Origin of the sequence: Micrococcus sp. KT16 (genome assembly GCF_003315015.1) — a bacterium.
Classification (GTDB): Bacteria; Actinomycetota; Actinomycetes; order Actinomycetales; family Micrococcaceae; genus Micrococcus; species Micrococcus luteus.
Genome location: NZ_QNRG01000003.1, coordinates 60,806 through 84,515, shown reverse-complemented (window position 1 = coordinate 84,515; position 23,710 = coordinate 60,806). Strand labels below are relative to the sequence as shown.

Annotated in this window: 17 protein-coding genes; 6 read left to right on the top strand and 11 right to left on the bottom strand. The window is 74.1% G+C overall.

Translation table 11 applies throughout. The features are described from left to right. Positions 1-96 precede the first annotated feature (96 nt). Positions 97-1,653 (bottom strand): hypothetical protein, encoded by a 1,557-nt coding sequence (locus DE149_RS03835; protein WP_041102950.1) that lies wholly within the window; start codon positions 1,651-1,653, stop codon positions 97-99. A gap of 179 nt (positions 1,654-1,832) precedes the next feature. Here DE149_RS03835 and purU point away from each other — a divergent pair, with 179 nt between their 5' ends. From purU to DE149_RS03820, 3 genes are read left to right on the top strand one after another with little or no spacing between them, the layout of a single operon-like run. After that, positions 1,833-2,738 carry a formyltetrahydrofolate deformylase gene (gene purU / locus DE149_RS03830; protein ID WP_041102954.1) on the top strand — a complete coding sequence of 302 codons (906 nt, stop codon included), beginning with the start codon at positions 1,833-1,835 and terminating at the stop codon, positions 2,736-2,738. A gap of 55 nt (positions 2,739-2,793) precedes the next feature. Continuing rightward, positions 2,794-3,315, top strand: coding sequence for a gamma carbonic anhydrase family protein (locus tag DE149_RS03825; protein ID WP_036314590.1), 522 nt, complete (start codon positions 2,794-2,796; stop codon positions 3,313-3,315). A gap of 33 nt (positions 3,316-3,348) precedes the next feature. Then, on the top strand, positions 3,349-4,344 hold the full coding sequence (locus DE149_RS03820; protein ID WP_233490698.1) for a D-isomer specific 2-hydroxyacid dehydrogenase family protein: 996 nt from the start codon (positions 3,349-3,351) through the stop codon (positions 4,342-4,344). A gap of 28 nt (positions 4,345-4,372) precedes the next feature. Here DE149_RS03820 and DE149_RS03815 read toward each other — a convergent pair whose 3' ends face one another. The 5 genes from DE149_RS03815 to DE149_RS03795 all read right to left on the bottom strand — a co-directional run bounded on the left by DE149_RS03815 (position 4,373) and on the right by DE149_RS03795 (position 11,655). Beyond that, entirely contained in the window at positions 4,373-5,665 is a 1,293-nt protein-coding gene (locus tag DE149_RS03815) for an ABC transporter ATP-binding protein (protein ID WP_041102958.1), read from the bottom strand. Between the two features lie 35 nt (positions 5,666-5,700). After that, positions 5,701-6,603 carry a carbohydrate ABC transporter permease gene (locus DE149_RS03810; protein ID WP_080695955.1) on the bottom strand — a complete coding sequence of 301 codons (903 nt, stop codon included), beginning with the start codon at positions 6,601-6,603 and terminating at the stop codon, positions 5,701-5,703. Then, entirely contained in the window at positions 6,600-7,571 is a 972-nt protein-coding gene (locus DE149_RS03805; protein WP_041102962.1) for a carbohydrate ABC transporter permease, read from the bottom strand. The genes DE149_RS03810 and DE149_RS03805 overlap by 4 nt, the downstream gene beginning before the upstream one ends. After that, complete coding sequence (locus tag DE149_RS03800; protein ID WP_102708609.1) at positions 7,568-8,872, bottom strand: extracellular solute-binding protein; 1,305 nt, start codon at positions 8,870-8,872, stop codon at positions 7,568-7,570. The genes DE149_RS03805 and DE149_RS03800 overlap by 4 nt, the downstream gene beginning before the upstream one ends. A gap of 86 nt (positions 8,873-8,958) precedes the next feature. After that, entirely contained in the window at positions 8,959-11,655 is a 2,697-nt protein-coding gene (locus tag DE149_RS03795) for an ATP-dependent helicase C-terminal domain-containing protein (RefSeq protein WP_095695375.1), read from the bottom strand. A 66-nt stretch (positions 11,656-11,721) separates the two neighbouring features. On the opposite strand from DE149_RS03795, the gene DE149_RS03790 reads away from it, so the two are divergent. Continuing rightward, on the top strand, positions 11,722-13,569 hold the full coding sequence (locus tag DE149_RS03790) for a glutaminase (protein WP_095695374.1): 1,848 nt from the start codon (positions 11,722-11,724) through the stop codon (positions 13,567-13,569). Between the two features lie 46 nt (positions 13,570-13,615). On the opposite strand, the gene DE149_RS03785 is transcribed toward DE149_RS03790, so the two are convergent. After that, on the bottom strand, positions 13,616-15,214 hold the full coding sequence (locus DE149_RS03785) for a TIGR01777 family oxidoreductase (protein WP_095695373.1): 1,599 nt from the start codon (positions 15,212-15,214) through the stop codon (positions 13,616-13,618). A gap of 72 nt (positions 15,215-15,286) precedes the next feature. On the opposite strand from DE149_RS03785, the gene DE149_RS03780 reads away from it, so the two are divergent. Continuing rightward, positions 15,287-15,880, top strand: a complete 594-nt coding sequence (locus DE149_RS03780) for a methylated-DNA--[protein]-cysteine S-methyltransferase (protein ID WP_113913972.1) — start codon at positions 15,287-15,289, stop codon at positions 15,878-15,880. Between the two features lie 161 nt (positions 15,881-16,041). On the opposite strand, the gene DE149_RS03775 is transcribed toward DE149_RS03780, so the two are convergent. The 3 genes from DE149_RS03775 to purH all read right to left on the bottom strand — a co-directional run bounded on the left by DE149_RS03775 (position 16,042) and on the right by purH (position 21,614). Continuing rightward, a complete protein-coding gene (locus DE149_RS03775; RefSeq protein ID WP_113913971.1) occupies positions 16,042-18,264 on the bottom strand; it encodes an NADP-dependent isocitrate dehydrogenase in 2,223 nt (740 codons plus the stop codon). A 237-nt stretch (positions 18,265-18,501) separates the two neighbouring features. Beyond that, complete coding sequence (gene mgtE, locus DE149_RS03770) at positions 18,502-19,854, bottom strand: magnesium transporter (RefSeq protein ID WP_101967362.1); 1,353 nt, start codon at positions 19,852-19,854, stop codon at positions 18,502-18,504. 68 nt (positions 19,855-19,922) lie between these two features. Continuing rightward, entirely contained in the window at positions 19,923-21,614 is a 1,692-nt protein-coding gene (gene purH, locus DE149_RS03765) for a bifunctional phosphoribosylaminoimidazolecarboxamide formyltransferase/IMP cyclohydrolase (protein ID WP_063189041.1), read from the bottom strand. A 118-nt stretch (positions 21,615-21,732) separates the two neighbouring features. On the opposite strand from purH, the gene DE149_RS03760 reads away from it, so the two are divergent. Further along, positions 21,733-23,154 carry an MFS transporter gene (locus DE149_RS03760; protein WP_063188952.1) on the top strand — a complete coding sequence of 474 codons (1,422 nt, stop codon included), beginning with the start codon at positions 21,733-21,735 and terminating at the stop codon, positions 23,152-23,154. Here the strand turns inward: DE149_RS03760 and purN are convergent. Continuing rightward, entirely contained in the window at positions 23,141-23,704 is a 564-nt protein-coding gene (gene purN / locus DE149_RS03755) for a phosphoribosylglycinamide formyltransferase (RefSeq protein ID WP_041102979.1), read from the bottom strand. The two genes, DE149_RS03760 and purN, sit on opposite strands and share 14 nt — an antisense overlap. Positions 23,705-23,710 lie beyond the last annotated feature (6 nt).

Sequence of the window (23,710 nt, the reverse complement as noted above, 5' to 3'; positions counted from 1 at the left end):
CCCCCGGCGGGCGCCCGCGCGGGCTCCGCTGAACGCGCGGCGGCCGCTCCCTCACACGAGGGGGCGGCCGCCGTCGTCGTGGGGCGGTTGTGCCGGTCAACGCTTGCCCCAGCGGCGCTCCTGCGCCTGGGACAGCTTGTCCTTGACCACCTTCACGACCGTGTCCTTGGCGGGCACGGCCACGTTGTCCCGCAGCGGGACGGCGACCTTGTCACGCACGGTCTCGAACGCGGAGGCCGCCACGGCGCCGACCTGGGCCAGCTTCGACTCACCCTCGGCGTCCGAGGCTCGGGTCTCGTCGCGGTCCGCCCGCAGGTCCGGGAGGGCGGCGCCCTCGGTGTCGTCCTCGGCGGGCTCCTCATCCGTGGGGGCGGAGGAGGTGGAGGTGTCCGGGGCCACGGTCGTGGGCGTCGACGACGTCGGCGCGCCGGTCCCGGCGGCTGCCGCCGACTGCGCGGCGCGGGCCTCGCGGCGGGTCGCCGGAGTGGCGTCCTCCGCACGGCCGGACGAGGCCGCGGTCGGATCCAGCTCCGGGGCGCCGCCCAGGGGCGTGGCCGGCGTGGTGCCGGCGTGGGTCTCCGGGGCCTCGGCCCGTCGGGTGGCCGGGGTGGCCTCGAGGGACGGGCGCTCGGCCGCGGCCTCGAGGGACGGGCGCTCAGCCGCGGGCTCGACCGCCGCCGGCTGCGCGACGTCCGCGCCGTGGTCATCGGTGCGCGCCGGCTCGCGGTCCGCCTCCGCCACGCGACCGGGCACCCCGGGCGTGCCGTCGATGCGCAGGGACCCGGCGGCCGAGCGCTCCGCCCCGTCGGCGCCGTTCTGCTGGGCCTGGTACGACTCGGTGGCCACGACGGTGACCGAGCCGTGCGCGGTGGTGGCGACCGTGTGCGTCTCGAGGTGCTCGCCCTGAGGGACGGGGATCGCGTCCGTGGCGAACTCCTTGGTGGGGGTGTGCTCGGTGGCGACCTCGGCGGCGGGGACGGTCCCGTGCACGTGCTCGGGAGCCGGGGTGAGGTGGCTTCTGTGCTGCGGAGCCTCGGCGGCCGGTGCCGCCGGGGCGGGGGTCTCGGTCACCGGAGACGGGGAGGCCGGGGTCGCCGGGACGTCGGCCGCGGGCGTCTGCTCGTCCAGGGTGACGCCGGAGCCGCCGGCCACACCGGCCGCGCCCAGGCCCACGGTGTCCGTCTCGCGCGCCGTGCTCGGCGCCGCCGCGGCGGGGCGCAGAGTGCCCCGGGTGGCCGGAACCGCGGCATCGCGACGGTGGGTCTCAGCGGCGGCCTCGGTGCTCGGGGCGTCGTGCTGGTCCACGGTCACCCCCGCCCCGCCGGCCACGCCGGCGACGGACTCGTCGGTCTCGCGGTCCGCCGCGGCGGTGTCGAACGCAGCCATACCCCCGGCGGGCTTCACCGCGGCTGCGGGGCGCGCGTCCTTCTCTGCCACCACCTCGTCCAGGCGGGAGAGGCGGGTCGGGGCCGCGGGGGCGGCCGCCTGCTCACCCGCGGTGTCCGCGGTGACACCCCGACGCTCGAGCCGGGTCTCGGCGGCCTCGGCCTCGGCCTCGCGACGACGGCGGGAGGCGATCACCGAGAGGATGATCAGGATCAGCAGCACGACGATGATCGCCGCGATGATCCAGTAGAGGGTGGACTGTGGCATGGGGGTGCTCCTCGGTCGTCTGGGGCGACCGGCCGGGCCGGGCGCCGCGTCGTGCTTCCCGCGCCGCCGCGCGGCGGGGAACCTGGTCTTGAGAATGACACGGGGCCCGGCCCCCCGACCAGGGATCAGCCCCGTCATCCCGCGGTTCCGCGCGGCCGGCACCGCCTACCATCGACGCCATGGACACGGCAGCCCTCTCACCCAGCCCCTCCCCCGCCTCCGGCGCGGAGCACGCCCACGTGCTCACGCTGGCCTGCACGAACCGCAAGGGCATCGTGCACGCCGTGACGGGCGCCCTGCTGGGCGTGGAGGCGGACATCACCGAGTCGCAGCAGTACGGCTCCCCGGACACCGGCGACTTCTTCATGCGCGTGGAGTTCGTGACCCCGGCCACGCGGGAGGACATCGAGCAGGCGCTCGCGCCGGTGCGCGAGGAGTTCGGCATGCGCATGGGCCTGTGGGACGCGGCGCAGCGCATGCGCACCCTCGTGATGTGCTCCAAGGACGGGCACACCCTCAACGACCTGCTCTTCCAGCAGCGCGCCGGCACCCTGCCCATCGAGATCCCCGTGGTGGTCTCGAACCACCTGGACCTGCAGCCGCTCGCCTCCTTCTACGGCGTGCCCTTCATCCACGTGCCCGTCTCGAAGGACCCCTCGAGCCGGGACTCCAAGGAGGCCGCGGAGGACCGGCTGCGCGATCTGATCGCCCAGTTCGACATCGAGCTGGTGGTCCTGGCCCGCTACATGCAGATCCTCTCGGACGAGCTGTGCCGGGACCTGGCCGGGATGGCCATCAACATCCACCACTCGTTCCTGCCCTCCTTCAAGGGCGCCCGCCCCTACCACCAGGCGCACGAACGCGGCGTGAAGCTCATCGGCGCCACCGCCCACTACGTGACCGCCGACCTGGACGAGGGCCCGATCATCGCGCAGTCCGTGCAGCCGGTGACCCACGCCCAGACCGCCGCCGACTTCGTGGCCCGCGGCCGCGACGTCGAGGGCTCCACGCTCGCGCAGGCCGTGCGCTGGCACGCCCAGCACCGCGTCCTCGCGGACGGCCGGCGGACCGTCGTCTTCAGCTGAGCCCGGGACGACGGCGCCACGCGGCGCCGTCGTCCTGCCCGCCTAGGCTGGTGGCATGGCCCACATCATCACCGTCGCGGGTGCCACCCCGCGCATCCACGAGTCCGTCTTCCTCGCCCCGACCGCCGCGATCACCGGCGACGTCGAGATGGCCGAGCGCTCCTCGGCCTTCTACGGCGTCTCCGCCCGCGGTGACTCCGCCCCCATCCGCGTCGGGGCGGGCACCAACCTGCAGGACAACGTGGTGCTGCACGCGGACGAGGGCTTCCCGTGCACCCTGGGCGCCGGTGTCTCCGTGGGCCACTCCGCCGTGGTGCACGGGGCCACCGTGGAGGACGACTGCCTGATCGGCATGTCCGCCACGGTGATGAACGGCGCGGTCATCGGCGCCGGTTCGCTCGTGGCCGCCGGCGCCCTGGTGCTCGAGGGGACGCAGGTCCCGGCCGGCTCGCTCGTGGCGGGCGTCCCCGCGAAGGTCCGCCGCCCCCTCACGGACGAGGAGCGGGAGGGCCTCAAGAAGAACGCGGCCACCTACCTGCGGCTGTCCGCCGCGCACCGGGACGCCGTCGCCGGCTGAAGCGGGCCCGGAGGATGTGGGACGGTGGGCACCATGCCCACCACTTCCGCTCTCCCCCGCACCCGACCCGACGACGTCCCCGAGCGCCTGCTCGTCCTCCCCGCGGCGCAGGACGTCGCCGGCACCCCCTACGCCCACGCCCGTCGGCTGGCCGAGCAGGCCGTGGCCGACGTCGGCGGCGCCGCCGTGGCCGAGGGCGACACCTCCGCCACGGCCCTGCTGATGGTCCGCCCGATCCCGGTCGACACGCTCGCCGCGGCCCTGGCCGCCCACCCCCACGTGAGCTGGGTGCAGCTCCCGTTCGCCGGGATCGAGCCGTTCGTCCCCCTCGTGCGCAGCCGCCCGGACATCGTGTGGACGTCCGCCAAGGGCACGTACGCGCCGCCGGTGGCCGAGCACGCGCTGCTGCTCACCCTGGCCCTGCTGCGGGACCTGCCCGCGCGCGTCCGCGCCACCACGTGGGGCCCCTCCTCCGGCCGCACCCTGAACGGCCTGAACGCCGTGGTCGTGGGCGGCGGCGGGATCGCACAGGAGTACATCCGCCTGCTCAAGACCTGGGACGTGCACGTCACCGCGGTCCGCCGACGCGCGGGCGACGTGCCCGGCGCGGACTGCACCGTCACGACCGACCGCCTCGACGAGGTCCTGCCCGGCGCGCAGGTCGTGATGATCGCCGCGGCGGCCACCGAGGAGACCCGCGGCATGTTCGACGCCGACCGCCTCGCCCTCCTGGACGAGGACGCCGTGCTCGTGAACGTCGCCCGCGGGGCGCTGGTGGACACGGACGCCGTCGTCCAGACCCTCGCGGCGGGCCGGCTGCACGGCTACGGCACGGACGTCACCGACCCCGAGCCCCTCCCGGACGGCCACCCGCTCTGGACCGAGGAGCGCGCCCTCATCACGCCGCACACGGCGGACACCCCGGAGATGTGCGTCCCGCTGCTCCACGCGCGGGTCGAGCGGAACCTGCGGGCCCGCGCGGCCGGGACGGAGCTGGAGGGCCTGGTGGACGCCGAGGGCGGATACTGACCCGCCCCCGGCGTCCCGCGGCGCCGGCTCAGCGGCGCGGCGCGTCCGCCTCGTGCTCGGCGGCGTCACGCTCGGCCGCCATCTCGATCTGGCGGCGGCGCTCCTCGCCGGCCCGGCGGGTCAGCTCGGCGCCGACCTCCGGGTCGCGGGTGAGGTTCTCACCGGTCGTCGGGTCGAACAGGTGCACCCGCGTGGTGTCCACCCACAGGCGGGTCGGCGTGCCCGGCCGGGCGCGGGACTCGCCGGAGAGGGTGGCCACGACGACGGGGCGCAGCTCATCCGCATCCAGGTCCTTGGCCAGCGCGGAGAGCATCTCGGCCACGGCCGGGTCCGGCTCGAACTCGATGTAGCCGTACTGCTCGTGGCCCAGCCACTCCAGGTGCGTGAGCGTCGCGTCGAAGGTGGAGCCCCGGTCGCGGCGGCTGTCCTCCACCAGCTCGGCGTCCTCGAAGAACTCCGGCCGCAGGCCGAGGAACACGATGTCCCGCCCCTCGGCGGCGCGGGCCTTCTCGGGCGGCACCGGGATGTCACCGATCGGCGAGGACAGCACGTGGCCGCCCTCCTTCTGCTTCAGCGAGGCGGGCAGGAAGTTCATCGACGGCGAGCCGATGAAGCCGGCCACGAACAGGTTGAGCGGCTGCTCGTAGAGCTCGCGCGGGCTGGCCACCTGCTGCAGCTCGCCCTTCTTGAGCACGGCCACCCGGTCGCCCAGGGTCATGGCCTCGGTCTGGTCGTGCGTCACGTAGACGGAGGTCGTGGCCAGGCGGCGCTGCAGCTGCGAGATCTCCGCGCGCATCTGCCCGCGCAGCTTGGCGTCCAGGTTGGACAGCGGCTCGTCGAAGAGGAACGCGTCCGCCTCGCGCACGATCGCCCGGCCCATGGCCACACGCTGACGCTGGCCGCCGGAGAGGTTGCCGGGCTTGCGCTCGAGGTGGTCCTCGAGCTCGAGCACGCGGGCGGCGTCGCGCACCTTGCGGTCGATCTCCTCCTCGGAGGGCTTGTTGTCCTTGATCAGCCGCAGCGGGAAGGCGATGTTCTCGTACACCGTCAGGTGCGGGTACAGCGCGTAGTTCTGGAACACCATCGCGAGGTTGCGGTCCTTGGGGGCCGCCTCGTTCACGCGGCGGCCGTCGATCAGCATCTCGCCGTCGGTGATGTCCTCGAGGCCCACGATCATGCGCAGCAGCGTGGACTTGCCGGAGCCGGAGGGGCCCACGAGGATGACGAACTCGCCGTCCTCGATCTCCAGGTTCACGTCCTTGATGGCGTGGAAGCCGTCGTCGTAGGTCTTGTCGATGTGGTTCAGGGTGATGGAGGCCATCGGGGGGTCCTTTCAGGAGGTCTCGTGTGCGGGCCTCAGCCCTTCACCGCGCCGTTGGTCAGGCCGGCCACGATCTGACGCTGGAACGCCAGCACCAGGATCACGATCGGGATGGTCACGATGATCGCGGCCGCCGAGATGGCCCCGGTCGGCGACTCGAACTGCGAGGCGCCGGTGAAGAAGGCCAGGGCGGCGGGCACGGTGCGCGCGGTCTCGGTGGAGGTCAGGGAGATGCCGAACACGAAGTCGTTCCAGGCGATGAAGAAGGCGATGATCGCCGTCGTGAAGACGCCGGGGGCGGCCAGCGGGACGATCACCTTGCGGAACGCCTCGAGCGGGGTGGCGCCGTCCACCTGCGCGGCCTGGTCGAGCTCCCACGGGATCTGGCGGAAGAACGCGGCCAGGGTCCAGATGGAGATCGGCAGGGTCAGGGACAGGTAGGGGATGATCAGGCCGACCCACGTGTCGTACAGCCCGAGGGTGCGCCACATGTTGAACAGCGGCGTCACCAGGGAGATGACGGGGAACATCGAGACCATCAGGGACACCGTGAGCACGATCCGCTTGCCCGGGAAGTCCAGGCGGGCGATCGCGTAGGCGCACAGCGTGGCCAGGATGACGGCGATGATCGTGGCGATCACGGTGATGCCGATCGAGTTGCGCAGCGCCGTGAGGAACAGCTCGCGCGAGCCGCCCACGAAGATCTCCTCGTAGTTCACCGTGGACCACTGGGTGGGCAGCAGCTTGCCGTTGGCGAGGTCGGCGGGCGTCTTGAAGCTGGTCGCGAAGATCGAGAACAGCGGGAAGAGGCACCACACGCCGATCACGACGGTGAGGATCCACCACAGTGCGGTGGCCTTCCCGGTGCCGCGACGGTGGGGCGCGCGGCCCTCAGGCGCGCGGCCCTCGGGGGCGGGAGCGGATGCGGCGGTGCTCACTTGGAACCTCCTCGGTCGGCCAGGTCCACCTTGAAGCCCTTGACGGCGATGACCGCCATGAGGGCCACGCACAGGAACAGGATCACGGAGACCGCCGAACCCATGCCGATCTCGAGCCGGCCGATGGACGTGCGGTAGGCCAGCAGCGAGAGGACCTCGGTGCCGTAGGCGCCGTTGGTCATGATGTAGATGGAGTCGAAGATGCGGAACGCGTCCATCGCGCGGAACAGGACGGCCACCATGATCGAGGCCTTCATGTTCGGCAGGATGACCAGCTTCATCCGCTGCCACCACGAGGCGCCGTCGACGGAGGCGGCCTCGGTGAGGTCGCCCGGCACCTGGGCCAGGCCGGCCAGCAGGAGCAGGGAGATGAACGGGGTGGTCTTCCAGATCTCGGAGAGCATGATCACGAACAGCGCGGTGCTGCCCTGCGCGAACCAGTTCAGGTCCGCGTCGACGCCCGGCAGCCACTCGAACCAGGCGTTGATGTAGCCCGAGTCGATCGAGAACATGTAGAACCACGCGAACGCGGAGACCACGGTGATGATGCCGTACGGCACCAGGATGATCGTGCGGATCAGGCCGCGGGTCTGCTTGATGGCGTGGTGCATGGCCAGGGCCAGCAGGAAGCCGAGGATGAGCTCGACCACCACGGTCACCACGGTGATCAGCAAGGTCACCCCGAGGCCCTTCCAGAACACGGGGTCCGTGAGGATCACGCCGTAGTTGCCCAGGCCCACGAACTCGCGGTCGCCCGGCGCGGTGAGCCGGTACTTGAACAGCGAGTCGTAGAGGGCCTGCAGGATCGGGTACAGGACCACGAACAGCATCACGAAGAACGCGGGGCCGGCCAGGAGCCAGCCGAGACGCGCCTCGGACTTCGCGCGCTGGGACTTCACCCGGCGGGGGCGGCGCCCCTCGGCGGCGCGCGGGGTGGATGCGGCGGGTGCGGTGTCGACGTGGCTCACAGCAGACGCTCCCCTCTCAGGACTTCCTGGATGAAGTCGTCGGTCTCGGCCGGGGTGGACTCGGTGACGCCCGACGGCGGCGCGTAGCGCTGCTGGATCGCGGTGGAGACCTCGTTGTAGTACGGGGTCTGCGGACGCGGGGCGCCGAGATCGAGGGACTCCCGGATGGTGTCCGCCATGGGGTACTTCTCGGCGACCTCGGGGGCGTCGTAGGCCGCCGGGTCGGCGGGCGGGTTGCCGTTCTCGACGAAGTACTGGCTCTGGTGCTCGGTGGTGGTGATGCAGGAGATCGCGTCCCAGGCGAGGTCCTGGTGCTCGGACTTCGCGCCCACCCCCAGGTTGATGCCGCCCACGGGCGGCGCGGCGTCCTTGCCCTCGACGGTGCGGGGGTAGACGGCCCAGCCGATGTCCTCGGGCAGGTCCTCCGGCAGCGAGCCCTCCTCCACGGAGCCGAGGGTGGCCGGCCAGACGAACGGCCAGTTGACCATGAACGAGCCGTTCTTGCCCTGGAAGAGCAGCATGGAGGCGTTCTCGTCCTGGGTCGGCAGGCCGGCGCTGCCGAGGCCCTCCTTGCCGATCGTGGAGATGATCCGGGCGGCGGTGCGGCCGGCCTCGGAGTCGAGGTTCGTGGTGACCTCGTCCGTGGGCGCCTCGGCGTTGGGGACGATCTGCTCCCCGCCGCCCTCGATGAGCGCGTTGAGCCACACGGTCATGGACTCGGCACGGGCGCCCTGGACGGCCAGGTCCTTGTCCTGGCTGCGGGCGGCCTCGATCAGCTGGTCCCACGTGACGGGCTGGGACATGTCCAGCCCCGCTGCCTCGGCGACCGACTTGCGGTACCAGAGCAGCTGCGTGTTGGCCCAGAACGGGACCGTGACGAGCTCGTCCTTCCAGCTGGCGGCCGCGAGCGCGCCCTCCAGGGCGTTGTCCTTCGCGTACGCCTGCATCTCCTCCGGCACGGGGGCCAGGAAGCCGGGCTCGGCGAGCTCGGGGACGAACGGCGGGTCGAGGGACATGATGTCCATCGACGTGTCGCCCGCGGCGAGGCGGCGGGTCAGCTGCTCGCGCTGGGAGGCGGCGTCCGTCGGAAGCATGGACGTCTCGACTCTGTACCGGCCGTTCGCGGCGTCGGTGCACTGGGCGGCGATCTTCGCCTGCCCGCCGTCGTCGGGGTTGGTGTACCAGGTCAGGGTGGGCGTCTGCTCGGCCGGAGCACACCCGGCCAGGATCAGCGCGCCCGCGGCGACGGCGCCGGCCAGCGTGGCCCGGCGCCGTTGACGTGCCCGCGTGTCGTGTCTCACAAGTGGAACCTCAATCGATGCGAGTCGGATGTGACGGCCATCATCACGCATCACAGCGATTCCTGCACGTTTCGCGGACCCCTTTCTCAGCGGGCGCGGCGGTTCGTCCGGGCGGTCGGCTCCGCGGCGGCGAGATCCTCGGGCCACGGGTGCTTGGGGTAGCGCCCCCGGTTCTCAGCGCGGACCTGCGCGTAGGGGCCGGCCCAGAAGGAGGGCAGGTCGGCGGTCACGGCGAGCGGGCGACCTGCCGGGGAGAGCAGGTGCAGGACCACCGGCTCACGACCGTCCGCGACAGCGGGGGTGACACGCGCCCCGAAGAACTCCTGCAGCTTGGCGGCGACCACGGGCGGGGTGTCCTCGTGGACGGCCGGATAGTCCACGACGACGGCGCGCCCGCTCGGCACGGGCAGGCGCTCGGGGGCGAGCTCGTCCAGCCGGCCCGCCTCCGGCCAGGGCAGGGCGCCGCGCAGCAGCGCCTCGGCGTCCAGGCGTGCGAGGGACCGCCCCGCGGCCAGGTCGGCCGCAAGCCCGTCGACCAGCGCGTCCAGGCCGGGCAGCGCCGCGTCCGAGAGGTCCGGCCACGGGGCGCCGAGGACGCGGTGGAGCAGGTGCACCCGGCGGCGCAGGCGTTCGGTCCGACCGCTCGGGTCGAACCGGGCGAGGCCGTCGGCGGCGAGTGCGGCGCGCACGGCCTGCGCGGCGGCGTCGGGGGCGACGGGGGCCGGCGTCTCCGCCAGCACGAGCGCGCCCAGCCGGTCCACGCGGCGGCCGGTGAGCCGGTCCCCGCGCCAGTCGGCGGTGTCCTCGGTGCGCCGCAGGCCCGCGCCGGCGAGCTCGGCGAGCGTCCGGTCGATCGGCGCGGTCGCGCGGATCGCGGCACCCGTGCCGGCCGCGTCCCCGGCCACACGGGCGACCTCGGCCACGGCCAGCCACTCCTGCCCCGCCAGGCCGCCGCCGGCGGCGTCGCGGGGCAGGGCCGCGCGGGTGCCGGAGGCGAGCAGGTACGCGCCCGCCTCCCCCGCGCGTCGGGCGATCCACGCGGGGAAGGCCAGGGCGGACACGAGGCCGGCGGGGTGCCGGCGCGCGGCCGCCGTCGCCTCGGGCCCGGGCTCTCCCGGCGCTCTCGTCTCCAGGGAGTGGTGCGCGTGCCGACGGGCGAGTCGTTCCAGTCGGTCCGCCTCCCGACGCCAGCGCCCTGCCTCCGGGTGCCGGCCGTCCCGCACGGACGCGACCAGCGCCTCGAGGTCGGCCCCGGGGGCGCGCAGGTCCAGGGCGAGGGCCGCCGTCGCCTCGGCCGCGGGGCGGGGCCCCGTCCACAGTGCCGCGCGCAGGAGGGCGTGGCCGAGCGGCGGGTCCAGGGGCAGCTCGGCCAGGACGGCGCCGTGCGGGGTGATGCGCCCGTCCGCGTCCACCGCGTCGAGGGAGGCGAGCGTGCGCTCGGCGGCGGCCATCGCGTCGGCCGGCGGATCCTCGGGCAGGGTCAGCCCGCGGCCGCCCGGGGCGCCCCACGCCGTGAACGCCAGGGCCACCGGCGCGAGGTCGACGACGGCGAGGGCCGGCGTCGGGGCTGCGGGCGCGGTGCCCAGGGCTGCAGCGGTGTGGCAGCGGACCACGGTGCCGGGGCCGAGGCGGGCGGCGCGGCCCGCGCGCTGGCCGGCGGCCGCGCGCGAGGCCTGGACGGTGACGAGCCCGGCCATGCCCCGCCCCCGGTCCCGGCGCGGCTCGCGGGCCAGGCCCGAGTCGACGACGAGGCGCACCCCCGGCACGGTCAGCGAGGACTCGGCGACCGCCGTCGCGACGACGACGCGCGGCACGGCGGGGTCGGCGCGGCCCGCGAGCGCGGCGTCCTGGTCGGCGGGTTCCTGGCGGCCGTGCAGGACGCGGACCTCGGTGTCCGGGGCGAGCGCGGCGACGCGCCCCGCGACGGCCTCGACCTCGGCCACGCCGGGCAGGAAGACGAGGGCGTCCACGGTCGGGTCGGCGTCGAGCGCCTCGGCGTGGGCGCGCGCGGCCGTGGCCGCGACGTGGTCGAAGAAGGCCCGGTCCACGCGGCCCTCGGCGGTGAGGCGGTGGCCGCGGAACGGGGCGTGCTCCTCGCGCAGCGGGTGCAGCACGGCCGGGGTGGAGACCACGGGCAGGGGCGCCTCCTCCCCCATGCCGCGGGCCCAGCGGGCGGCCAGGGCCGCCGCGTCCACGGTCGCGGACATGGCCACGAGCACGAGTTCGGGGCGCAGCTGCCGCAGGTCGGCGAGGAGGGCGAAGAGCACGTCCGTGTCCAGATCCCGCTCGTGGACCTCGTCCAGGACCACCGCGTCCACGCCATCGAGCCCGGGGTCGGCGAGGAGGCGGCGCAGCAGCAGGCCCGGGGTCACGAACTCGACGGCCGAGGCCCCGCCGCCCACCGCGTCGCCGCGCACGGCGTACCCGACGGCGGCGTCCGCGAGCCGAGCCTGCGCGTCGGGGTCGGCGCCGGGCAGCACGTCGGCCGCGGCGGCCAGCACCGCCGTGCGCAGCCGCCGCCAGGCCGCGCGCACCGCGACCCGCCGCGGCTGCGTGACCAGGACGCGCCCGCCGCCGTGGTCCGCGAGCCGGACCGCGAGCGCGGGCGGGACCACGGTGGTCTTGCCCGTGCCCGGGGGCGCCTCGACGACGGCCGCCCCGCGCGCGTCCAGTGCGTCTTCGAGCTCGGGCAGGGCGGCGGCGAACGTCAGGCCGGTGCTGAGGCGGCCCAGAGCGGCGGAGAGGCAGGCGGGGACGGAGACGGGATCGACGGGGGTGGGCATCGGGACCCATTGTGCCCGCCTCCGTCGCGCTGTCCCGGGGCCGCCCCACTGACTAGGCTGTGACCCATGACCACACCCGTCCAGGAGCACCTCGATCGCCTCACGTCGGCCCACGCGGGTGAGGGGGAGGTCCCGGACGGGCTGGGCGTCGCGATGCTCATGGTGGACGGGCACCGCTACGTCTCCGGATCCATGACGCCCGTGCCGCTCGCCACGCTCGCCTCTCCCCTGTTCCACGCGCAGGCCCTCGAGGACCTCGGCGCGGTGCGGGTGGGCGAGCGCGTGGGCGCCGCCCCCGTGCGGGACATGGACCACCGGGTCGAGGTGGACGCCGTCACGGGCCTGCCGCACAACCCGCTCCAGAACGCGGGCGCGGTGGCCACGGCCTCCCTGGTGAAGGGCCGCGGTGGCCGCGACCGCACCGCGCGCATGATGCAGCTGCTCTCCGCACTGTTCGACCGCGAGGTCACCGTCACGGAGTCGGCCGCGCGTGCGGAGAACCGCGCCCAGCATCACACCCGGTCGGCTGCGTGGCTGATGAAGTCCCTCGACACCCTGGACGCCGACCCCGAGACGCTGCTCGAGGACATCGCCACGGTGCGTGCCGCCGCCGTGACCGTGGAGGACCTCGCCCTGCTCGCCGGCACCCTCGCGCACGGCGGTGTCCACCCCGTCACCGGGGACCGGGTGCTGAGCGAGGAGACGGTCCGCGGTGTGCTCTCCGTGATGGACTCCTGCGGCATGGACACCCGGGACTCCCGGTGGGCATACGACGTCGGCCAGCCCGGCTGGGCGTCGACGCGCGGCGGCACGGTGCTCGTGGTGGTGCCGGGCCACCTCGGTCTGGCGCTGCAGTCGGACACGACGGACGAGAACGGGCTCGGCGCCGCGGCGATGGCCGCCCTGCGGACCCTCGTCGAGGACTTCGAGCTGCACCCGTCGGTGGTCACCGGCTCCCCGCGGGCGGCCCTGCGCACCCACTACCGGATCGATCAGGCGCCTTCGGGCACGGTGCGCAGCGCCGTCGTCCTCGAGGCGCTCGGGCGGTTCGCGGACACCGTGCACGTCATGGAGCTGGGCGGTCACCTCGGCTTCAGCCAGGTGGACGCGATCGCCCGCGTCAGCCGTGGTCTGCCCGAGGTCCTCGAGACGCTCGTGGTGGACATGCGCTCGGTCAGCTCCATCTCCCGTCCGGCCCGGCTGCTGGTGGCCCAGTGGTTCGCCCGCGCGCTGGGCAACGGGCTCGACGTCGTCGTCGTGGACAGGGACGCCGCGGAGATGAAGGAGCTGATGGCGGCCGTCGAGGAGTCCGTGGAGGTGGACCTGCCCGAGCCGCTGCAGGATGAGGCCGAGGGGGTGGATCCCGCCGCCGAGGGCGCACAGTTCGTGTTCTTCGACTCCCGCTCGCGGGCCGCCCAGTGGGCCGAGCAGCGGCTGCTCTCCCGCCACGCCCCCCACCTGCTGCCGCGGGACGCCCAGGAGGCGGCCGTGGCACCCCTGCTGCAGCACCTCTCCGCAGACGACGCGCGCCTGCTCGAGTCCATGATGGACGAGCGGGTCTACTCGGACGGCCAGATCATCCGCCGCGCCGGCCAGCCGTTCGGCGGCATCTACGTGATCGTCTCCGGCACCGTGGAGCTCTCGGGTCAGGGCACGGGCAGCCGCCGCGTGCGCCGCACCCTGCTCACCCCGGGGATGACGTTCGGCGAGATGGCCCTCGGCCAGCCCGGCCGCCAGCCCTCCACCGTCCGCGCGCGCGGGCCGGTGACGACGCGAGTCCTCACCGCCCAGGTGATGGTCGCGCTCCAGGAGGGCTTCCCCCAGCTGGCCCTGGCCCTGTGGGAGGCGCTGGCCCGCGACGCGTTCACCGCGCTGGGCCAGCTCATCCGGGAGACCGGCGCGCTGCAGGACTGACGACCCGCGGGGGCAGCGTCCCCGTGGGACGCTGCCCCCACCCCCGTCACCGCCCGAGGACGTGGCGCAACGCGCCCTCCAATTCGGGGTCGCGCATCTCGTAGCCGGAGGCGACCAGCCGGTCCGCCAGGACCTTCTGGTCGGCCGCGACGGTCTCCACCCGGCCCTCCTCGCCCAGCAGCAGGCGCGGCCCGGCCTCGGGCACCGGGATGACCGCGGGCCGGCGCAGCACCCGCCCGAGCACGGTGGCGAACTCCCGGGCCGTGACCGGCTCGGGAGCCACCGCGTTCACCGGGCCGGTGACGCCGTCGTCGAGCACCGCGTGGGCGAAGGCCCCCGCGATGTCATCCGCGCCGATCCAGCTCAGCCACGGGCTGCCGTCGTGGCTCTCCCCGCCTGAGGTCGCGACCGGGCCGCCGACACCCGCGAGGAACAGCGGCAGCACCTGCTGCAGCATGCCCCCGGCCGGGCTCAGCACCACGCCGGTCCGCAGCATCGCGACCCGGATGCCGGACGTCTCGGCGCGTCGGGCCTCGGCCTCCCAGTCCGCGACGACCTCGGCGAGGAAGTCGTCCCCGGGCTCCAGATCCTCGACGAGGCCGCTGCCGAACGGGCCCGTGCCCGCGTCCGCCCCGTAGTACCCGATCGCCGAGCCGTTCACGAGCGCCCGCGCCCGCGCGTCGTCCCCCTCCCGTGCGGCGATCCGGGCGAGCGCGTCCACGAGGGTGCGCGTGCCGCGTACGCGCGAGTCGTGCACGGCCTCCTTGTGCGCGTCCGAGAACCGGCCGGCGATGGGCTCGCCCGCCAGGTTCACGACGACGTCGGCCTCGGCCAGGGCGTCCTCGTCCACGGTCTCCCGGCCGGGGTCCCACAGCGCCGCGTCCAGCGCGCCGGCCTTCTTCGGGCTCCGCACGAGCCGGATGACGCGGTGGCCGCCGGTGGTGAGCAGGGCACAGAGCTGCCGGCCGATCAGTCCGCCGGACCCCGTCACGGCGACCGTGCGAGCCGGCCCGCCGACGAGGGGGCCGGGATGGGCGGCGTGGAAGTCCAGGTCATCGGCCATCACGCGGGCCCGATAGGCGAACTGGCGGCCCAGCTCCGCCTCGAAGGCCTCGTGGGTGCGGCGCGAGGCCGCGGCGCCCAGACCGGGCACGCGGGACACCAGGGACTCCCCCGGCAGGGCGTACTCGATGTGGTCCGTCACGACCGTGCCCCGCCGGCCGTCCGCCGTGTCCGCCTCACCGGGCGCAGCGTCGTCGAGCAGGTGCGTGTGCCGCCAGGAGGCGAGAGGGCCGGAGACCATCTCGTCCCGGAACATGCGGCCCTCCTCGTAGGCCGTGTGGCGGGCCCGCCACGGCACCGCGGGTGCCGCCCCACCGGGCAGGCGGGAGGCGACGGCGTCCGGCAGCAGGCCCGTGAGCATCCCGTGGGCCGCGCCGGCGAACAGGCCGGCCGCCCCCGGGGCCTGGATGCGCAGCCGCGACTCGGAGCCCACGCGGAGGCCGTCCGTGGGTCCCTGGACCACCTCGCCGGCGAAGGGCGGGGTGAGCCGCTCCAGCGCGCCGGGGTTCTCCAGCCAGCGGAAGACGACCTCACGCGGGTGGCGCAGGAGGGTGCGGTGCTCGAAGACGGTGATCTCGGTCATGGACGCCAGCCTGACACAGGGAGCGGACGGGCGAACACCTGTCCGGGCCGGGCCGTGCAGGACAATGAGGGGATGGACCTGCTTCCCGAGCTGCGCTGGACCGCCGCCGCCCTGCCCGCCACCGAGCTGACCCTCGTGGCCGTCTTCTCCCCCGAGGATCAGACGGTGCGCGCCTCCGGCGTGGCCGTGCCGGGGGACTCGGAGCCCCCCGCCGCCGCGATCGGGCGCCTCCTCGAGACGCTCATGGACCGGCTCGTGGCCCTGGACCCGGAGACCGCCGACCGCGAGATGAACCCGCGCCCCGTGGAGCCGCGCCCGGGCGTGTCCCAGCCCGTCGCCGACGCCCTGGCCGCCTACACCGCGGGGGACGTGGCCGCGCTGGACGCCCTCGACGTCGCCCAGCCGGGCACCGCGTTCCGGCAGCGGGCGTGGCGGGAGCTGCGCGGCATCGCCCCCGGCTCCCCCGCCACCTACGGCGGCCTGGCCGAGCGGTGCGGGGCCCCGCGGGCCGTGCGTGCCGCCGGCGGGGCGTGCGCCGCCAACCTGGTGGCCGTCGTCGTGCCCTGCCACCGCGTGGTGCGCGCCGACGGCGCCGCCGGCCACTACCTCTACGGCACCGCCGCGAAGCAGGCCCTGCTGGCCCACGAGGCGGCGCGCGCGGGCTGACCGGCCCCTCCCCACGGCAACGTCGGTTGAGTTGTCACGGGTCCCGGGCACGCACACCCGTGACAACTCAACCCGCGTTGCGGACACGAGAAGGGGCCGGGCCGCGCGCTCCACGCACGCGACCCGGCCCCCGGCGCTCAGCCGCTCAGTCGCTCAGTCGCTCAGACGGAGAGCTTGTCCACGATCGCGTTGAGCGTCGCGGACGGACGCATCACCGAGGTGACCTTCTCCAGCTCCGGCCAGTAGTAGCCGCCCAGGTCCACCGGGGAGCCCTGCACGCCGTTGAGCTCGGCCAGGATGGTCTCCTCCTGGGCCTCCAGCTCCTCGGCGACCGGCTTCGCCGCGGCCGCCAGCTCGGCGTCCTCGGTCTGCTTCGCCAGCTCGCGGGCCCAGTACAGCGCCAGGTAGAAGTGGCTGCCGCGGTTGTCCAGCTCGCCGACCTTGCGCTTCGGGGACTTGCCCTCGATCAGCAGGGTGCCGGTGGCGGCGTCCAGGGTGTCCGCCAGGACCCGCGCGCGGTGGTTCTCGTTCGCGACCGCCTCGTGCTCGAAGGACACGGCCAGCGCGAGGAACTCACCCAGGGAGTCCCAGCGCAGGTGGTTCTCCTCCACCAGCTGCTGCACGTGCTTCGGCGCGGAGCCGCCCGCACCGGTCTCGAACAGGCCGCCGCCGTTGAGCAGCGGGACGACCGAGAGCATCTTCGCGGAGGTGCCCAGCTCGAGGATCGGGAACAGGTCCGTGTTGTAGTCACGCAGCACGTTGCCGGTCACGGAGATGGTGTCCTCGCCGCGGCGGATGCGCTCCACCGAGAGCTTGGCGGCCTCGACCGGGGAGAGGATGCGGATGTCCAGGTCCTCGGTGTCGTGCTCCTTGAGGTACTCCTCGACCTTCTTGATGAGCTCGCGGTCGTGGGCGCGGGTCTCGTCCAGCCAGAACACGGCCGGGGTCTGGGACGCGCGGGCGCGGGTCACGGCCAGCTTCACCCAGTCGCGCACCGGGACGTCCTTGGTCTGGCAGGCGCGCCAGATGTCGCCGGCCTCGACGTCGTGGGAGAGCAGGGTCTCCCCGGCGGAGTTCTTCACGGCCACGGTGCCCGCGGCGTCCATGATGAACGTCTTGTCGTGCGAGCCGTACTCCTCGGCCTTCTGCGCCATGAGGCCCACGTTCGGGACGGTGCCCATGGTGGTGGGGTCGTAGGCGCCGTTGGCCTTGCAGTCGTCGATCACGGCCTGGAAGACGCCGGCGTAGGAGGAGTCCGGGATGACGGCCAGGGTGTCCTGGGTCTGGTCGTGCTTGTTCCACATGCGGCCGGAGTTGCGGATCATGGCGGGCATGGAGGCGTCCACGATCACGTCGGAGGGCACGTGGAGGTTGGTGATGCCCTTGGCGGAGTTCACCATGGCCACGTCCGGGCCGTTCTCGTAGGCGGCGGCGATGGCGGCGCGCACACCCTCGGCGGTCTCGGCGTCGAGCTTGTCCAGGCCGCCCTCGATCGCGGCGAGGCCGTTGTTCGCGGACAGGCCGGCGGCGGCCAGCTGCTCGCCGTACTTCTCGAACAGCTCGGAGAAGTAGGCCTTCACGACGTGGCCGAAGATCACCGGGTCGGAGACCTTCATCATGGTGGCCTTCAGGTGCGCGGAGAAGAGGATGCCCTCCTCCTTGGCGCGCTTGACCTGCTCGGCGAGGAACGCGTCCAGGGCCTTGGCGGACATGAACGTGCCGTCCACGACCTCGCCCTTGAGGACCTTCAGGCCCTCCTTGAGCACGGTGGTCTCCCCGTCCTCGTCGGTGAACTCGATCGTCAGCACGTCGGCGGCCGGCAGGGTCACGGACTGCTCATTGGCGCGGAAGTCGTCCGCGCCCATGGTGGCGACGGCGGTCTTGGAGTCCGGGGTCCACTCGCCCATCGAGTGGGGGAAGCGCTTGGCGTACGCCTTCACGGCCTTCGGGGCGCGGCGGTCCGAGTTGCCCTCGCGCAGCACCGGGTTCACGGCGGAGCCCTTGACCGAGTCGTAGCGCGCCTTCGCGTCCTTCTCCTCGTCGGTCTTCGGCTCGTCCGGGTACTCCGGCAGCGCGTAGCCGTCCGCCTGCAGCTCCTTGATCGCGGCGCGCAGCTGCGGCACGGAGGCGGAGATGTTCGGCAGCTTGATGACGTTCGCCTCGGGGGACTTCACGAGCTCGCCGAGCTCGGCGAGGGCGTCCGCGGTGCGCTGCTCCTCGGGCAGGACGTCCTTGAACGCGGCGAGGATGCGGCCGGCCAGCGAGATGTCACGGGTCTCCAGCTCCACGCCGGCGGTGCCCGCGTAGGCGCGCACGATCGGCAGCAGCGACGCGGTGGCCAGCATGGGCGCCTCGTCCGTGAGCGTGTAGATGATCTTCGACATGCGGATGATCTCTCCTTCTGGCCGCACTCGAGACGCGGCCCTCGTCGGCAGGGAACGGGTGACTCGCCGCCAATCTACCCGGCGTCTCGGACGCGCCACACCGTGTGTGGCTCGGCGTCAGCGCCCCCGGCCGTCGCCGGTGCCCTCGCCGGGCCGGGAGGGATCGCCCGGGTACCAGGGGGGACGTCGGGTCGGAGGGGGCGCCCTCCGACGACGGCGTCGTGGGTCGTGGCCGGCTCAGATGCCGAGCACGGCCTGGGCGATGAAGAAGTAGACGACCAGGCCGAGGGCGTCCACGAGCGTCGAGATGAACGGGTTCGAGAACACGGCGGGGTCGGCGCCGATCGTGCGGGCCGCCAACGGCATGAGACCGCCGACGGTGGCGGCGAAGGAGCACACGGTGAACAGCGTCGCCCCGATCACGAGACCGACGGGCCACGAGAACACGAGCCCGGCGATCACGAGGCCCAGCAGGCCGATGCACCCGCCCAGGGCCATGCCGACACGCAGCTCGCGGAACATCACGCGCGGCGCGTCGCGGGGCCGGACGTCGTCGAGGGCGAGCGCCCGGGTGACCGTGGTGGCCGCCTGGTTGCCCGTGTTGCCGCCGGTGCCGATGATCAGCGGGATGAACAGGGAGAGGACGACCATCTCCTCGAGCGTGTCCTCGAAGACGCCGAGCACCTGCACGGTGAGGGTGGCGCCGACCGCGAGCACGAGCAGCCACGTGATGCGCGAGCGCATCAGCGCCAGCACGGAGGTCGCCAAATAGGGCCGGCCGAGGGGCTCCACACCACCGGCGCGCGCCGCGTCCTCCGTCGACTCCTCGTCGAGGACCTCGAGGGCGTCGGCCACGGTGAACACGCCGATCAGGCGCCCCTCCGAGTCCGTCACGGGGACCGTCCACAGGCGGCGGTCCGCACAGAGCCGGGCCACCTCCTCGGCGTCCTCGGTGGCGACCGCGGACACCGGTTCCCGCATGATCTCCGAGACCCGCGCGTCGAGCGGCTGCGTGACCAGGACGGAGACGTCCACGACGCCGGTCAGGCGCGCCTGCGGGCTCACCACCGGCACGGAGACGATGGCGGCCTGCTCCCGGCCGCCGTGGTCCCGGAGGTTCTCCAGGGCCACGGCCACGGTCCAGTCCTCGCGCAGACGCACCGGCGCCATGCGCAGCCGGCGGCCCACCGAGTCCGCCGGGTAGCCCAGGAGCCGACCGACCTCGCCGCGCGCCTCGGCGTCGAGCCCGGCGAGCATCTTCCGGGCCACGGTGGCCGGCATCTCGTCGAGCAGCCGGGCCTGGCCCGAGACCCGCAGCTCGGCGAAGAGGTCCTGGACCTGACCGTCCTGGAGCTGGCGCACCAGGTCGGACTGCTGGCCCGTCTCCATCGCCGCGAAGACGTGGACCGCCGTCGACTTGTCCAGGAGCCGGAACAGCACGGGGACCATGCGCGGCTCGGAGCGGTCGAGCAGTTCGAGCGCGTCGCCCGGAGACAGCGCGCGCAGCAGCTCGACCGCGCTGTCGAGGTCGTCCCTGCGCAGGTGCTCGCGGATGCGGTCCTCGACGCTCTCAACCTCGCGGCGGGTCATCGCCTCGTCACCTCCTGGGGGTCGCGGGGGCCCGGTCCGGGCCCCCGTCCGGCAGCGGCGCGCCGCGCTCAGCCGTGGAAGAAGTGGCGCGCCCCGGTCAGGTACAGGGTCACGCCGGCGGCCTCGGCCGCGGCCACGACCTCCTCGTCCCGGACGGAGCCGCCCGGCTGGACGACGGCCTTCACGCCGGCGTCGATGAGGATCTGCAGCCCGTCCGCGAACGGGAAGAACGCGTCCGAGGCGGCCACGGAGCCGCGGGCCCGCTCGGGGGCGCCCTCCCCGGAGACGTTCTCGGCGCCGCCGGCGCTGCTCACGTCCTGCCCGCCGGTCTGCGCGGCGCCCAGGGTGTTGGCGCGCTCGACGGCCAGGCGGCAGGAGTCGAGGCGGTTGACCTGGCCCATGCCCACGCCCACCGTGGCGCCGTCGTGGGCCAGCAGCACGGCGTTGGACTTGGCCGCGCGCACGGCGCGCCACGCGAAGGCCAGGTCAGCCAGGACGGCCTCGTCGGCGGCGGGGCCGGCGGCGAGGGTCCAGGTGGCCGGGTCGTCGCCGTCCGCGTCCACCGCGTCCGCGATCTGCAGCAGCATGCCGCCGGAGACCTGCTTGGCCTCCACGGCGTCCCGCAGGAAGCCCTCGGGCAGGCTCAGCAGGCGCAGGTTCTTCTTGGCGGAGAGGATCTCCAGGGCCTCGGGCTCGAACGCCGGGGCCACGACGACCTCCGTGAACACGTCCTTCACCTGGGCGGCCATGGCGGCGGTGACGGGGCGGTTGGCCGCGATCACGCCGCCGAACGCGGAGACCGGGTCGCACGCGTGGGCCTTGGCGTGCGCCTGCGCGATGTCCGTGCCCTCGTCCGTGACGGCCACGCCGCACGGGTTGGCGTGCTTGACGATCGCCACGGCCGGGACCGGGTGGTCGAAGGCGGCGCGCACCGCGGCGTCGGCGTCCACGTAGTTGTTGTAGCTCATCGGCTTGCCGTGCAGCAGCTCGGCCTGCGCGATGCCGGGGGCCGCCGAGGAGTCCAGGTACAGCGCCGCGGGCTGGTGCGGGTTCTCGCCGTAGCGCAGGATCTGCGCGCGCTCGAGGGAGAAGCCGGCGTAGGGCGGGAACACGGGGATCTCGTCGGCGTGCGTGTCCTCGCCGAAGTGGGCGGCGGTCCAGGCGGCCACGGCGTTGTCGTACGCCGCGGTGTGGGCGAAGGCCAGGGCGGCCAGGCGCCGGCGGGCACGCAGGTCGAAGCCGCCGGACTGCGCGGCCTGGACGACCTCGCCGTAGCGGGCCGGGTCCACGACGATCGCCACGGACGCGTGGTTCTTCGCCGCCGCGCGCACCATGGACGGCCCGCCGATGTCGATCTGCTCGACGACGGCGTCCTCCGCGGCGCCCGAGTTCACGGTGTCCACGAACGGGTAGAGGTTCACGACGACGAGGTCGAACGGCTCCACCTCGAGCGCGCGCAGCTGGGTCACGTGGTCCTCGCGACGACGGTCCGCCAGGATGCCCGCGTGCACGCGCGGGTGCAGCGTCTTCACGCGGCCGTCCAGGCACTCCTGGAACCCGGTGACCTCGGCGACCTCGGTGACGGGGACGCCGGCGGCGGCGATGCGCTGGGCGGTGGAGCCGGTCGAGACGATCTGCACGCCCGCGGCGTGGAGCCCGGTGGCGAGCTCCTCGAGGCCGGTCTTGTCGTACACGGAGATCAGGGCCCGCTTCAGGGGCACCGTGTCCAGGACGGTGGTGGTGGGCTGGGCAGAGGTCACGAGGGGGCGCTCCTTCGAGGGGGTCCGGGTGTCCTCCAGCATAGGCCGGGCCGCATAATGGCCCAGGCGTCCGCGTGACGGACCGCCCCCCACTCCACCCGACGAACGGGAGCCGACCATGTCCTCCGCCACCCCGCCCCGCCCCAGCGCCGACGGCGCGCACCCCGGGCCCGCGCCCGACGTCGTCGCCCCCGACGCCGCCCTGCCCACCGGTGAGGCGGTCGTCCAGGAGCTGCCGTGGCGCTGGTCCGTCCAGGGCCGCATCTTCCTGATCGGCGGCCTGGGCTTCATGTTCGACGCGTGGGACGTCACGCTCAACGGCGTGATGATCCCGCTGCTGCGCGAGGAGTGGGCCCTGGACAAGGCCGACGCCGCGTGGATCGGCACCGCCAACCTCATCGGCATGGCCGTGGGCGCGTTCCTGTGGGGCACCATCGCGGACCGCATCGGCCGCAAGGCGGCGTTCGCGTGGACGCTGGCGATCTTCTCCGTGTTCACGATCGCAGGCGCGCTGACCGACTCCCTGCTGTGGTTCGCGCTGTTCCGGTTCGTGGCCGGCATGGGCCTGGGCGGCACGATCCCCGTGGACTACGCGCTCGTGGGCGAGTTCACCCCGCGCCGGCTGCGCGGTCGCGTCCTGGCCGCGATGGACGGCTGGTGGCCCGTCGGCGCCGCGCTGTGCGGCCTCGTCTCCGCCTGGCTCGTGGGCACGTGGGGCGACTGGCGCCTGCCCCTGCTGGCCATGGTCCTGCCGGCCCTGCTCGTGTTCGTCGTGCGCCTGGGCATCCCCGAGTCCCCGCTGTTCCTGATGAGCCGGGGCCGCGAGGCACAGGCCCGCGCCGTCATCGACCGCATGGTGGCGGCCACCGGCGCGCCTCGCCGGCCCTACACGATGCCCCCGGCCGAGCCGGCCCGCTCCGGCGGCGTCGGCGCGCAGCTCGCCGCGGTCTGGCGGTTCTCCCCGCGCATCACCGCGGTCGCCTGGGCCCTGTTCGTGGCCATCATGCTCGTCTACTACATCGCGCTGCAGTGGCTGCCGACGTTCCTCATCGACGCCGGCTACGCGGAGGGCCGCGCCTTCATCATGACCTCCGGCATGGCCGCGGCCGGCCTGCTCGGCGTGGTCGTGGCCACCGCGCTGATCGAGGTCACCGGCCGCCGCTGGCTGCTGGCCGTCAGCGCCGTCGTCGCGAGCGCCCTGACCGTCTGGCTGGCGAGCGTGCTGGACGTGCCCGCCGCGGTGCTGCCGCTCGTGCTGGCGTTCGGCTTCGTGGTGCAGGTCGCGATCCCGGTGCTCTACACGTACGTCTCCGAGCTGTACCCGACGACACTGCGCGCCTCCGGCTTCGGCTGGGCGTCGGCGGCCTCGCGGGTGGGCGCGGGCCTGGGTCCGCTGCTCTTCGTGGGCATGCTGGTCCCCGCCCTCGGGCTGCCGGGGGCGTTCGCCGTCACCGGCGGGCTCGTGGTCCTGGCCTGCGCGGCGATGCTGGCGCTGGCCCCGGAGACCCGCGGCCGCGCCCTCGAGGTCAGCGCCGACTGAGCTCGCCGAGCACGCGCAGCAGCAGGGCCCGCTCCTGGACCTTGATGCGCTCGTGCAGCTCGGCCTCGGTGTCCGTGTCCAGCACGGGCACCGCGGCCTGGGCGAGGATCGGGCCGGTGTCCACGCCCGCGTCCACCACGTGCACGGTGCAGCCGGTGACCTTCACCCCGTGCGCCAGCGCGTCCCGGACGCCGTGGGCCCCCGGGAAGGAGGGCAGCAGGGCCGGGTGGGTGTTGAGGATGCGGCCGTCGAACCGCTCGAGCAGCGGGGCGCCCAGGATCCGCATGAACCCGGAGCACACGACCCAGTCCGGCGCGTAGGCGGCGACGGCGTCCGCAAGCGCCTCGTCCCACGCGCGCCGGTCCGCGTGGTCCTTCGGGGACACCACGAACGTCTCGATCCCGTGGGCGCGGGCACGCTCCAGGCCGCCGGCGTCGGCGACGTCGGCGCCCACCGCGGCGATCTCCACGTCCAGGGCGCCGGAGGCGACGGCGTCGAGGACGGCCTGCAGGTTGGTGCCGGAACCGGAGACGAGGGCAACGATGCGCATGCGCCC